Raw genomic sequence first — 12,040 nt, forward strand, 5'->3', positions numbered from 1 at the left:
GGAATATTTTATCAAGAATGTAGGGATTTAGAAAAATTTTTAGTTTTATTTCAAGAAATTCTTAAACATTTGATTTGAGATAAGTTTATAAAATAAGTGCATAAGATATCGAATGTTTTAAATGCTCTTAGAAATTAAAGATATATACGTTTAGTAATTTCCACTTTATTGTTTTATTTATTGGAAGTTAGAGTCTACTTAAACTAATTTTTTCTGAAGGAGATGATTCCCTTGAATGTAGTATATACATCGCATAAGGGTGTCCGAGATCTAAATGAGGATTCAATAATTATTAATGCCCAATTATCATTATATGGGGTTGCAGACGGTGTTTCTTCCCTGATGCCGTTTATGAGCGAAAAAGGTTATACCGGTGGCTATATAGCGGCTAATGAAGTAAAGAAGTACTTTGAATCCAAAACTACCTTTAATAGTTTTACCAAGGATTTATTTTCTATTAATAATAATATTTTTAGCAAAATGAAAGAATATAATATTGATATATTGAAGAAAGAACAACTATGGGGAACTGCACTGGCATTAGTTAAAATAGCTGATTCATATGTGGATTTTATACAAACGGGGGATTGTATGATTCTAGCAGTTTACCAAAATAATGAAGTCAGACCGCTAACTCGAATTCAAACAACTAATGTAGAGAATGCAGCTATTACTAAATGGAAGGATATGATAATCAAAGGTATAAGAAATAGAGAAGACTTATTTAAAAATGTAAAAGATATCCTAATTTCTAATAGACAGAAAAGCAATACAATGGATGGATATGGAGTATTGAATGGTGAGGATCAAGCTCTTGACTACGTAGAAAGTGGAAAAATAAATAGAATTGGATTAGAGCATCTTATTTTACTTACAGATGGAATGTTTTTGCCGTCAGAAAGTATCCCAAATAATATAAACTATTGGAATTATGTTGTGGAGTGTATTTTAAATAAAGGGATTGAAAAGTATACAAAGGATTTAATTGTACTCGAGGAAACGGATCCTCAATGCGTAATGTTCCCGAGATTTAAAAAATCTGATGATAAAACTGGTGTGATTATTAGCTTTTAATTCAGGGATGGATATGGAATTTGGAAAGAGGGATAATGTGAAAATAGGAGAACTCTATCAGCAGCAGTTAGGAAGAGTGCTGATACAAGCATCCATGATTGCCCTTCATCAGAAAAATGAGAATTTACAGGAGACACTGTTAGGATTTGAAGCCTATTCTGAAAATACGAAGGAATGGGCTTTTGTAAAAGATTTATTCACTTTAACCACAGATGAAATAGCTGATAAATGGTATGGTGCAAAAGATACGGCTATTGGATTTTATTTTAAAAATGAATCGAATTAAAACACACGGCTGAATTGGTGACTTTTTTTCTGTTCATTGGTTTGTGACCGAAATAATAACCGATGTATGTGTACGAAGTGACGTGGTAGATATCTCCTTATTAGGTTTTGATTAGTTTAACTATTGAGTATGATTCCAAATGAAGGGAATACTAATCAAAAGAGTGCAAGAAGGGGGTAACCATGGAAACGATTAAGCCGATTAAACTAGGTTCATACAAAGAAGAGACTAGTGAACAGTTAACTTCTGCAGAAATGGGTAAACTTTGGGCCACCTTTATGGGAAACAGCATGACAAAATGCATATTAAGCTATTATCTACAACATGTTGAGGATAAGGATATAAAAACTTTATTAGAAAATGCATTAAAATTAAACTTAGAATTTATGAATTCAATCAATAGAATTTTTGAAAAGGATAATTTTCCTATTCCCAAGGGTTTTGGGGATGAAGATGTAAACCTTGGAGCTCCTCGCTTATTTCAAGATCAATACTATGTTCATTATTTGAAATACGCTGGAAAAGCAGGAATGAGTATTTATAACGTTGCAATACCTCTTGTCATTAGAAAGGACGTTCAAGAATTCTTTAGGTATTGTATGGATGCCACAATGGACTTAATGGAGCAAATCAATGAAATATTAATGAATAAGGGATTTATAAACAAACCTCCATTAATTCCTGTACCTGAAAAGGTGGAGTTTGTACATCAGGATTTTTTAAATGGTTTTTTGGGACCAGTGCGTTCTTTACATGCATTAGAAATTGCTCATATTTACGACAATATTGAAAATAATGTAACGAGCAAGGCTCTCATTATGGCATTTGCTCAAGTAGTAAAGGATGAAAATATTCGAAAATTGTTTGAGTGGGGTAGGGATATGACATCCAGAGATATTGAACACTATATGCAAAAGCTACATAATGAAAATCTACCTTCGCCTTCTTTTCTAGATGATTTTGTGACAACATCAACTTTTTCACCCTTTTCAGATAAATTAATGTTATTTCATAAAATGGATATGTTCTCAATGAAAATTAGAGCATTTGGAAATTCAGTTGCAGTTAACGGAAGAAATGATGTTGGGCTAATGTATACCAAATCGTTATTAAAAATCTCAAAATTTGTTGAAAATGCAGCAAAAATTTTTGTTGAAAAAGGTTGGATGGAGCAGCCGCCACATGCAGTGAATAGAAGTGATTTAGTATCTAATTGAGGTTAAACAAATGTGAATCTATTGAGAAGGCTTGGCATTTTATTCGCCAAGCTTATTTTTTATTAGAATTATCAAAAATGTGTTAATAGAGCCTTCTTTTTAGAGGGAAAATGATGTATCAATTAGAAATAGTAATTGAAGAGTCTTTTAATAAAAATACAACGAGAGAGATAGATCAGATAAGATTCTGCAATAAGTTAATAACATTACTCTTATTAAACCCCAACTAAATTCGATAAGAATCATTTTGTTATTAATAATTTATTAAACTATAACTCATATATACGAAGTACTAAAAATACGATATATAAGTAGAATAAAAGTACATTCAATGGTTTTCACTAATTTATTCATGGTTTTAGGTTGTTAAACGGTGTTACGTTTTTTATTATTCGTACCACGCAGTAATCTCTTAAACATAAATAACTTAGTTAATATGTGTTATAGATATTGGTAATCCGAATTGTTATCTTGGCGTACAGGACGAACAGCTACTGATTTCATACCACCAGGAGGAGTGGCAGGGTGTGCCGAAAGCGATATTGAAAAACATACAGAAAGAATTTTGCTTCCAAGTTGAAATTCTTCCTGGATTTCATTCAGGTGATCCGCATGCAACGGATTCCCCGGACTTCTTCCGGAAGATCAATTACGCTAGCTTTGGGTTTTAGTTTAAAAAATATCGTTCAATTGAGGTGGAGTTGAAAACCATGAATGCAAATCAAAATCACCGAATTCTATATGCGGTTTTCGAGAATGAAATTCAATTACCGATCCTGGATATTACTCATCCTCTTTTCAAGGCAAGTATTGATGAACAGGCATATCATTTGAGCTGTCTCAAGTCAGCTCAGAGCATTGAATCATTAAAGAAGATGCCTGGCTTTATCCAGAACATCTTTGTGAAAATGTCGAATGTTGACAATTCACATCTTAGCGGCATGCGTACTTTGCTTTACAAACTTGGTCCCGACTTAAGCCGGGGGATAAAATTAGGTTTCCGAGACAAGTGGGCGGTGAAGCAAACCTCTTTCATGGGACTTCGGATTAGGTTGAGGGATCTTTGTCGGCTCCAGTCGAAAATTTTGCTGCCCCAGCTCAAACAATTCCCTGAACGGAACCTTTGTTTCTTCAATATCGCTGGAGGGGCCGCTACCGACAGTATCAACACCCTGATTCTAATTCAGGAATCGGATCCGGAATTACTCGCGGGACGGAAAATTGAGATCAACATTTTAGATATCGATACCTATGGTCCCAATTTCGCAAAACGGTGCATTGATGTTTTGAAGCAACCGGGGGAACGCTTCCATGGCCTGGACATTACCCTCAGCACTATTCATTATAACTGGAGCCAACCGGAGGCATTACGAAAGATGAGTTTGGAACGTTCCAACTGGATTCAGCTCTGTCCATCGGAGGGCGGTCTTTTTGAGTATGGTTCGGATTCAGATATCATTGAAAATTTAAACCATTTCTATGCCAACTCCCCGACGGACGCCAGGGTCACGGGTTCATTAATCTTCGACCGGGAGCATATTAATCCGGGATACCTGGGATTTACAGAGTTTATTGGTGTGCAAATCCGATATCTTGGGCTGGAGGGGTTGCAGCAAATTTTAACCCAAACCTCATGGGTTTTGGAAGAATCCCGTAAAATTGATACGATCTATATTCTGTTTTCATTGAAGAAAGAGTGACCTAAGTCAATGGCATCCGAAACAATTCCATAATGCTCATTGTTAGAAATGTAGACCAACAGAATTTAAGTAATTACAAATTTATAGATTCAGGTGCTTGAACTTAGACATTACATGCTAATTTCGTGCAATTGTAAACCAAGGTAATCAAGTTAAAATATGCTTTGGATTTGTGCTACTACAGCAAGATTACCTAATGAAATATAGATAAAATTAACATGACTCAGCCACCGAATCCAATTATTTAGGTGGGAAGTTTGAATATTTAATAAGCAAATATTTCATCAGCATTTATCTTTTTGGCTTGTAGTGCTACTATCTATGCTATTTGTGTCACATATTTAACGATATATCTGTGAATATTGAAGGTAATTCAGCAATATAGGGAGGGGAAAAGTACATGCATGATTCAACATTAAAAAGATTTGGAGTTTCAATGGAGGGGAATTTACTTCGAAAGTTCGATCATTTGATTCAAAAAAGAGGATATGAAAATCGCTCCGAAGCCGTTCGAGACCTTGTCCGTGATGCACTGATTCAACAATCTTGGGAAGAAAACGAACAAATAGTTGCAGGTAGTATCCTTTTATTTTATGATCATCACCAAAAAAATCTAGTCGATGAACTAACAAAAATTCAGCATAATATGCATGATTATATCATAGCCACTACTCACTTCCATTTGAATCATTCCAGTTGCCTTGAACTCATTGTTGTCAAGGGGAAATCAAAAGACATTCAGCAGCTTAGCAATAAATTGACAAGCTTAAAAGGTGTTCAATATGGAAAGTTTACAATAGCTCCGGTAGAGCAATTATAAGGTTCAATGAAGTGAATTTTATAGAATTGGGATATTCTAAAACACTTGTGTTAAGGTAATGAAAACGTTTATTTCCTTGTAGGATTAGTTTTATTAGAAAAGGAGTTGTTCTGACCAAATGAAAGGAATCGAATGGGTAAAAGCATTATGTAACCGTTATATGCTAGTTGTTTTAATAATCCATATTGTTGGAATGGTGGCGTTATTTATTGTGGTCCCTACTCATCCTGCTTTTATTGGGATGGGGATAGCCGCATATGTGTTTGGAATGCGACATGCTTTTGACATCGATCATATTGCAGCAGTAGATAATACTATCCGTAAGCTAATAGCGCAGAAAAAGGATTCTCGAGGAGTCGGGCTTTTCTTCTCGTTAGGGCACTCAACTGTAGTCTTTTTATTAGCTGTGCTAACAGCAATTTCCGTAAAGTTTGTTACAAAATACATGTCTAGTATGCAGGACATCGGAGGAATAATCGGTGTTATCGTATCAGGGGTGTTTTTAGTATTTTTGGCTGTCTTAAATTGTGTGTTGTTTGTGCAATTGTGGAAAATATTCCGACAAATGAAAGAAGAAAGAATATCCGAAGATGAGCTTGAGAAAATGTTTGAAGCTAAAGGATTTTTCACACGATATTTAAAACCTCTATTTAAAATAGTGACCAAAAGCTGGCATATTTACCCCATCGGATTTTTGTTCGGTCTTGGATTTGATACAGCAACGGAAATTTCATTATTAACGATGTCCGCTGGAGCTGCTAAAAGTAGTTTACCGTTTATTGGTATCATCGCTTTACCAATATTATTTGCAGCAGGTATGAGTTTGTTTGATACATTAGATGGGATCATGATGACAAAGAGTTATTCTTGGGCAGAGGATAGACCGGTTCGAAAGGTATATTACAACTTGACCGTTACAGCGATATCTGTCGTTGCAGCATTAGCTGTTGGCGTCGTTGAATTATCCCAAATCACCACTGAGAAACTCCATTTAACAGGGGTCTTTTGGAAATTAATTGCTAGTATTGATTTCGATAACTTAGGTTATTTCTTAGTTGCAGCTTTTTTAATTATTTGGGGCATTTCCGTTTTTGTCTGGAAATTTTATAAAATTGAACAGCGATACACAGTTAAATAATCTATCAATCTTATGAATCTGCTTATTTTTTCAGTATTATGTCTTTCGAAAAATAGATTTGTTTAAAAAGCTTCTGAATAATGAATATCAGCTTGACTAGTAAGAGTTTTTTCAAAGACGTTTTGGATGAAGGGGTGCTACCAATTGGAGTAGCTGTTGTCGTACATACAGCTATTCAATGGTTAGAAAATTATTCTAAATAACATTTGTAATTTTATTAGGTTAGTGAAGGGAAACATGTTGTATAATACGTGTTTCTCTTTTTTTGGGAAAATAATATTAGCTGTTTTGAGAGTAAATACATATAGGAGAATGAAGATTATAAGCAAGGAGTATTATGTAAAAGAATGAGCAAGCAAAATCCTAATCTATAGACGTGTACATTATGAGAGAGGATATTTTTGGTATACTATTAATAGTTAAAGTTTTCTGTTTTTTAAATTATTATAGTTACCTTACATAATATATTAGAATTGATACATAAAACAGAAAACATAGGGGGATTTATGCTAAAAAAGACAATTGTATTTACTGGCGGGGGATCAGCAGGACATGTAACACCTAATATTGCAATCATAAATGAAATTAAGGAAGAGTGGGAAGTCTTTTATATTGGCTCCAAAAACGGAATCGAAAAAGAATTAATAAAAAAAATGAATATACCATACTTTGGTATAAACAGTGGAAAACTTAGAAGATACATAGATTTTGATAATGTAGTTGACATATTTAGAGTTATTAGAGGGTGTATAGAGGCAAGAAGCCTATTGAAAAAACTTAATCCTAAATTAGTATTTTCAAAAGGTGGATTTGTATCTGTTCCCGTTATTTTAGCAGCTAAATCGCTTAAAATACCTGTTTTCATACATGAAAGTGACATTACTCCGGGGTTAGCTAATAAAATTTCACAGAGGTTCGCAACCAAAATATTTACCTCCTTAGAAGAGACAAAAACGTTTTTTCCAGAAAATAAAACGACTGTTATTGGTTCTCCAATAAGGAAAGAAATATTAAATGGTTCTGCTATAAAAGGTAAAAAATTACTTGGGTATGATGATAAAAGCGCTATCTTAACGATAATGGGTGGAAGCTTAGGAGCAAAAAAAATTAATGAAGCTGTCAGGAATTCTCTTAAACAACTAACTTCTAATTATCAAGTTGTTCATTTGTGTGGGAAAAATAACCTTGATAATAAATTAATAAAGATTCCTAGATATAAACAATTTGAATATGTACATGAGGAGCTTGCAGACATTTTAAATGCGACTGATATTGTTATAACAAGAGGCGGCTCTAATGCCATATTTGAATTTTTAGCCTTAAATATTCCAATGATAATTATCCCTCTAGGACTAGACCAAAGTAGAGAGGATCAAATATTAAATGCAAAGGCATTTGAAGATAAAGGGTATTCTCTTACTTTGGAGGAAGGGAATCTTAATAAGGAAACATTGTTGGAATATATTGAAACTGTTTTCATAAACAGTGAAACTTTCCGTAGAAATATGAAGAAATCTCCTAGTGGAGACGCATTAAAAATTTTAATTAAAGAAATAAATACTATGTAAATAAGAATTTAAGAGTTATTACTATAAGTTCATTCAAATGGAGGGGATGTTATGAGTATTGCTCCATTATCTAGTTCAAATCACATGGATGTTGTTAAACTATTTGGTGGCGAGATAGATAATTATCAATTTCTTATCAACGATTTAGTTAATAATAATTATCAAGGAGAAAATTTTAAGGTTTTTGGAGAATATGAGAATGGTGAATTAGTTTCCATTTTACTTAATGATTTTAATAATGTTACCTATTATTCTAATACAGAGAGAAATGTTGATTTATATAAAGAAATTATTGAAACATTAACATTTAGCAAATTATCTGGCCATAGTAAGCTAATGCGGAAGTTTAAATCTTTCATTAATGTAAAAGAAGATATTCAATCATATATGGGAGTAGTTAAACACCTATCAGTTAACAGAAAATACCCCGATTTAGAAATGAAATTTGTCCAATCTGAAGAAGAAATAGGAAAGCAATATGATTTATTTTTATCGACAAGTGAATTTCACGGAAGTCTTCCAGATAATAAAAATAAATATATTGAGATGGAAAGCAAAAGATTAAAAAATACAAATGACCGAACAGCATATTTGAGTATCGATAATGAAATGGTGTCTTCCGCATCGACTATTAGGGAAGGCGATAAAAGTGCCATCATAATAGGTGTTTATACAAATCCAAAATTTCGTGGTGAGGGATACGGATCAGAAGTATTAATTGGATTATTTAATTTGCTGCTTAAGGAAGGCAAATATCCTTACTTGTTTTTTAGTAATCCTACAGCTAGAAGTGTTTATAAGAACCTAGGAATGACAGAAATTTGCGAATGGAGTGTTTTAGAAGTCTGAACGTTTTTTGGATCATTAATGTTAGACACGAAGATTAAATCGACAGCTTTTTTATTTTGGTGAATAATTTTTTTGACAAGGAATAATTAAGGAGTTTGAAGAATTTTACATAGAGAAATATGCTCGATTTAATATGTTTTTTACTTGTTAAGTTTAAAAATTTTATTGAAAAAAGTGGGTTAATAAGGATGTTTTGAAAGGAGAGATCATATGGAAGAATATTATTGGGATACTAAGATAGAGTATCTAAAAAGAACGAGAGACTTATATTATAATGATGATTATTTGGAATTTTTGGTAAAGTTCGTATGGAAAATTAATAATCCAGTACATATTATTGATTTTGGTTGTGGATACGGATATTTGGGGTTGAAATTGCTTCCTCTCTTACCAAATGGTTCAAAATATACGGGAATAGATAAAGGGCAACAACTTATTAATAAAGCAAAAGAAGTATTCCACCAACTACCTTATGAAACCGAATTTTTAGAAGCAGATTTAAATGAGGTTAAAATAGAGAGTAAGTATGATATTGCGATTTGTCACGCATTTTTGTTGCATATGACCGACCCAAAAAATATATTGCAAAACATGCTAGATTCTTTAGTTAATGACGGAAGAATTATTTGTTTTGAGCCACATTGGATTTCAAGTATGGCTTCAAACCATTTGAATGGGTATGAGCAGTCGCAAATTTTTCCACTAAGTTCTCTTCAAAAATTATTTGAAACAGACAAAAAACAAAAGGGGAAAGATGGAAACATCGGTGCAAAAATACCGTTATATCTAAGTGAAATAGGTGTAAAGAACATTGAGTGCAGAATGAGTGATAAGGTTAATTTTCTGCATCCTAATATGGATCAAAAGAACAAGCAAAACTTATATAATTCCTTAAAAGAGGATGGAATTGGTAATGAACCAACTGATAAAGAAGCATTTATAGATGGTTTAATGAATCGTGGACTTTCATTAAATGAAGCTCAGATACAGTTTGAAGCTGAACTGCTTTTTTCCCAAGTATTTAACACGGATTCCTCTTTTATATGGGCTCCTTGTATGAAAATTACGTATGGTGTAAAAGAATGAATTGGGAATAATAATATATTAAGAGCTGAGTATTATGGTAGGTTGAAAACGCCTTTTTTACACAGATAAATAAAAGTAAAAAAAATAAATACCCTTCAGTACTATATGAGTCATGGAAGAAAACCCCTGAAAGTATATTCAGAGGTATGATAAATGATTAAGTGTTTACGGTTGTATTGCTTGAAGGTGTGAAGTTAGTAACAACTAAAACAATTGGGGAGTCTACTTCAATTGTTGAACCAGCTGGCAAAGTTATGACTAATTGCCCTACACCTGTACCTCCAGGAGTGTAGGCAAATAAGTCTTCCATCTGTAATACCCCATTAATAAATACATCAATATAACTATTATCAGTAGCTAAATCTGGAAGTGTCGTTGCATTTGCCCCCGTGTCGGTCCAGAAATCGTCAACCGCAATGGTTAAAGTGTCTGGTCCAGCTATTGTTGAAGCCGCTTTGTTGAAGAATCTTTCTACTGTTGGAGATGTAGTGACTGTTGTAATTGCAGTAATAGCAAGTTTCATAATTTGTAAAGGCAAAATTTTCACCTCCTTTCTAAACAATATTTATTTTATGTAGCAACTTTTTTTTAGTATAGTCATTGAAATTAATAATGGAATAAAATCAAGCACAAAATTATGCCCCTTTTTATAAAATGTTTAGAGATGAAATATATTAAATGTTGGGGTGAATAAAGTTGATAAATGATTCTTGTATGAACAAATTAAATAAGCCACTCCTAACAATTCCGACTATACCGCCTGATGAAACTCGTTTTCGCATTCCGATTAAGGTGGATGTAATTGAATATTATACAATTTCAGATGGGCATTGCAGAACTTATAAGGAGGGAGATGGAATTAATGGACAAGGAGATAAAGTAATATTGGCCCCTTGCATGGTTTCTTATATGAATCTATTTATTAATGGAGTTTTGCAGCCTATAGAAAATTACGAAGTACAAAGTGGAATTATTAAGTTGAAAACAGAAGACGTACCTCCGAAAGGTGCTCCTATAATACTTCAAATGTTTAAAATATAAATTACTATATTTATTGAGTTAAAGTAAATACAATAAGTCATGATGCTAATGTACTTCTAAATAAAGTATTTTTTATAGTTTTTGAAATGAAATAGACATATGAAAAAGGAATTTACATATTATTAGAGAACTATTTGAATAGAAATATTACTTAATAGTGATAAAGGAGTGATTTTAATTGAGTGATCTTACAGTCCTTGAAACATACAAAAATGATCTGCAAAAATATTCTTTAGAGCAATTAAGGTATATTGCAGATGATGGGGTTTGGTCTATGTGTCAAATGTACAACCATTTGATTGTTGTTGCAAATGAGTACCTTGATAATGTCGAAGCTTGTGATGTAGCAGATGAGGAGCAACAGCTTGGGAAAACAACATTTGGTGAGAAGTTATTCAAAAATGGAGGGTTCCCGCCAATCAAAATCAAGTTACCAGACGAATTAAATAGCCTACCTAGCAATATGGAAAGCAATGAAGAGCTTGTAATTAGACTAGACCAAGTTATAGAGAGATTGAAGAAATGGGAATCTAAATTGAATAACATTAGTCCCAATTATAAGGTACAACATGGTGGATTTGGCTGGCTTAATGCAAGGGAGTGGTACGAATTGGTCGGAATGCATTTCCGTCACCACTTACGTCAGAAGGGTGAATTAGAACAAAAACTTGGATTATAAGTAAAAGCTTATTGGATGTAGTTTTACAATTTGTACTGTTGCTTTTTATTGTAAAACAAATAAAGAGGTTTCTACTGGATTGAAGAAACCTCTTTAAATATTCCTTTCTATATTGAAAGGGGAAATATGTGGTAATGTCTATTTTTTCTCAAATGCTGGATATAAATAGACACTCTCTGTGTTTTTGTAATTGCATATAATTTCTTATAGATATTTTGTTAAAAAAATAGATCCGAAGATAAGAAAAACGCCAAGCCCCAAACTAAAAATTCCTGCTGCACGTATTATAAAAATATATACTTCTGACGGTTCATTGCCTGCACCGGATTTCCAGCTCTCTGAAATGTACCAATTCCACTCAGGCTTAAATAAAAAGGATGCGCCTAAAAGAATTAATATAATTCCCACAATGATCATTGATATCCCCTCCTAAAAACAATATACAAGTAACATTTAGTTAAGTTTCAAATTAAGTTATTACTGTTTTTTTTAGTAGATGAAGAAATATCGTTTCATTTAATTCACAACATCATAAAGAAGAATTATTTAAATTAATTGATGGAAACCGAGATCATCTTAGAA

14 protein-coding genes are annotated in these 12,040 nt (G+C 32.9%); 11 read left to right on the forward strand and 3 right to left on the reverse strand.

Going from position 1 to position 12,040, the window contains the following annotated elements; translation table 11 throughout:
- Positions 1 to 231: 231 nt before the first annotated feature.
- From AC3WJF_RS22410 to AC3WJF_RS22420, 3 genes are all read left to right on the forward strand, one after another.
- The gene (locus tag AC3WJF_RS22410) at positions 232 to 1,074 is read left to right on the forward strand and encodes a protein phosphatase 2C domain-containing protein (protein WP_492456212.1); all 843 of its coding nucleotides are present in this window, start codon (positions 232 to 234) and stop codon (positions 1,072 to 1,074) included.
- Between the two features lie 37 nt (positions 1,075 to 1,111).
- Positions 1,112 to 1,360, forward strand: coding sequence for a hypothetical protein (locus AC3WJF_RS22415; RefSeq protein ID WP_492456214.1), 249 nt, complete (start codon positions 1,112 to 1,114; stop codon positions 1,358 to 1,360).
- Between the two features lie 182 nt (positions 1,361 to 1,542).
- Positions 1,543 to 2,577: a DUF3231 family protein gene (locus AC3WJF_RS22420; protein ID WP_492456216.1), complete on the forward strand. Its 1,035-nt coding sequence runs from the start codon at positions 1,543 to 1,545 to the stop codon at positions 2,575 to 2,577.
- A 441-nt stretch (positions 2,578 to 3,018) separates the two neighbouring features.
- On the opposite strand, the gene AC3WJF_RS22425 is transcribed toward AC3WJF_RS22420, so the two are convergent.
- Positions 3,019 to 3,195, reverse strand: a complete 177-nt coding sequence (locus AC3WJF_RS22425) for a hypothetical protein (RefSeq protein WP_492456218.1) — start codon at positions 3,193 to 3,195, stop codon at positions 3,019 to 3,021.
- 92 nt (positions 3,196 to 3,287) lie between these two features.
- Between AC3WJF_RS22425 and AC3WJF_RS22430 the strand changes: the two genes are divergently transcribed.
- The 6 genes from AC3WJF_RS22430 to AC3WJF_RS22455 all read left to right on the forward strand — a co-directional run bounded on the left by AC3WJF_RS22430 (position 3,288) and on the right by AC3WJF_RS22455 (position 9,738).
- A complete protein-coding gene (locus tag AC3WJF_RS22430) occupies positions 3,288 to 4,277 on the forward strand; it encodes a hypothetical protein (protein ID WP_492456219.1) in 990 nt (329 codons plus the stop codon).
- Positions 4,278 to 4,677: 400 nt separating this feature from the next.
- Positions 4,678 to 5,097 (forward strand): nickel-responsive transcriptional regulator NikR, encoded by a 420-nt coding sequence (gene nikR / locus AC3WJF_RS22435; RefSeq protein ID WP_492456221.1) that lies wholly within the window; start codon positions 4,678 to 4,680, stop codon positions 5,095 to 5,097.
- A gap of 118 nt (positions 5,098 to 5,215) precedes the next feature.
- Positions 5,216 to 6,235 (forward strand): HoxN/HupN/NixA family nickel/cobalt transporter, encoded by a 1,020-nt coding sequence (locus tag AC3WJF_RS22440; protein WP_492456223.1) that lies wholly within the window; start codon positions 5,216 to 5,218, stop codon positions 6,233 to 6,235.
- 506 nt (positions 6,236 to 6,741) lie between these two features.
- Positions 6,742 to 7,803, forward strand: coding sequence for an undecaprenyldiphospho-muramoylpentapeptide beta-N-acetylglucosaminyltransferase (gene murG / locus AC3WJF_RS22445; RefSeq protein ID WP_492456225.1), 1,062 nt, complete (start codon positions 6,742 to 6,744; stop codon positions 7,801 to 7,803).
- Between the two features lie 51 nt (positions 7,804 to 7,854).
- On the forward strand, positions 7,855 to 8,652 hold the full coding sequence (locus AC3WJF_RS22450) for a GNAT family N-acetyltransferase (protein ID WP_492456227.1): 798 nt from the start codon (positions 7,855 to 7,857) through the stop codon (positions 8,650 to 8,652).
- Between the two features lie 210 nt (positions 8,653 to 8,862).
- Entirely contained in the window at positions 8,863 to 9,738 is an 876-nt protein-coding gene (locus AC3WJF_RS22455) for a methyltransferase domain-containing protein (protein ID WP_492456228.1), read from the forward strand.
- A 157-nt stretch (positions 9,739 to 9,895) separates the two neighbouring features.
- On the opposite strand, the gene AC3WJF_RS22460 is transcribed toward AC3WJF_RS22455, so the two are convergent.
- Positions 9,896 to 10,276 carry a DUF4183 domain-containing protein gene (locus AC3WJF_RS22460; protein ID WP_492456230.1) on the reverse strand — a complete coding sequence of 127 codons (381 nt, stop codon included), beginning with the start codon at positions 10,274 to 10,276 and terminating at the stop codon, positions 9,896 to 9,898.
- Positions 10,277 to 10,434: 158 nt separating this feature from the next.
- Between AC3WJF_RS22460 and AC3WJF_RS22465 the strand changes: the two genes are divergently transcribed.
- Together AC3WJF_RS22465 and AC3WJF_RS22470 are read left to right on the forward strand one after the other, a co-directional pair.
- A complete protein-coding gene (locus AC3WJF_RS22465; RefSeq protein WP_492456232.1) occupies positions 10,435 to 10,779 on the forward strand; it encodes a DUF4183 domain-containing protein in 345 nt (114 codons plus the stop codon).
- Positions 10,780 to 10,957: 178 nt separating this feature from the next.
- Positions 10,958 to 11,458 carry a DinB family protein gene (locus tag AC3WJF_RS22470; protein WP_492456233.1) on the forward strand — a complete coding sequence of 167 codons (501 nt, stop codon included), beginning with the start codon at positions 10,958 to 10,960 and terminating at the stop codon, positions 11,456 to 11,458.
- Between the two features lie 204 nt (positions 11,459 to 11,662).
- Here AC3WJF_RS22470 and AC3WJF_RS22475 read toward each other — a convergent pair whose 3' ends face one another.
- Positions 11,663 to 11,875, reverse strand: a complete 213-nt coding sequence (locus tag AC3WJF_RS22475; RefSeq protein ID WP_492456235.1) for a DUF6199 family natural product biosynthesis protein — start codon at positions 11,873 to 11,875, stop codon at positions 11,663 to 11,665.
- Positions 11,876 to 12,040 lie beyond the last annotated feature (165 nt).

This window comes from Heyndrickxia sp. FW510-T9, from assembly GCF_058781025.1.

Excerpts from the sequence above, each read along its gene's own strand:
- murG (WP_492456225.1), top strand. The coding sequence starts at position 6,742 with ATGCTAAAAAAGACAATTGTATTTACTGGCGGGGGATCAGCAGGACAT.
- AC3WJF_RS22450 (WP_492456227.1), top strand. The coding sequence starts at position 7,855 with ATGAGTATTGCTCCATTATCTAGTTCAAATCACATGGATGTTGTTAAA.
- AC3WJF_RS22440 (WP_492456223.1), top strand. The coding sequence starts at position 5,216 with ATGAAAGGAATCGAATGGGTAAAAGCATTATGTAACCGTTATATGCTA.
- nikR (WP_492456221.1), top strand. The coding sequence starts at position 4,678 with ATGCATGATTCAACATTAAAAAGATTTGGAGTTTCAATGGAGGGGAAT.
- AC3WJF_RS22430 (WP_492456219.1), top strand. The coding sequence starts at position 3,288 with ATGAATGCAAATCAAAATCACCGAATTCTATATGCGGTTTTCGAGAAT.
- AC3WJF_RS22475 (WP_492456235.1), bottom strand. The coding sequence starts at position 11,875 with ATGATCATTGTGGGAATTATATTAATTCTTTTAGGCGCATCCTTTTTA.
- AC3WJF_RS22455 (WP_492456228.1), top strand. The coding sequence starts at position 8,863 with ATGGAAGAATATTATTGGGATACTAAGATAGAGTATCTAAAAAGAACG.
- AC3WJF_RS22420 (WP_492456216.1), top strand. The coding sequence starts at position 1,543 with ATGGAAACGATTAAGCCGATTAAACTAGGTTCATACAAAGAAGAGACT.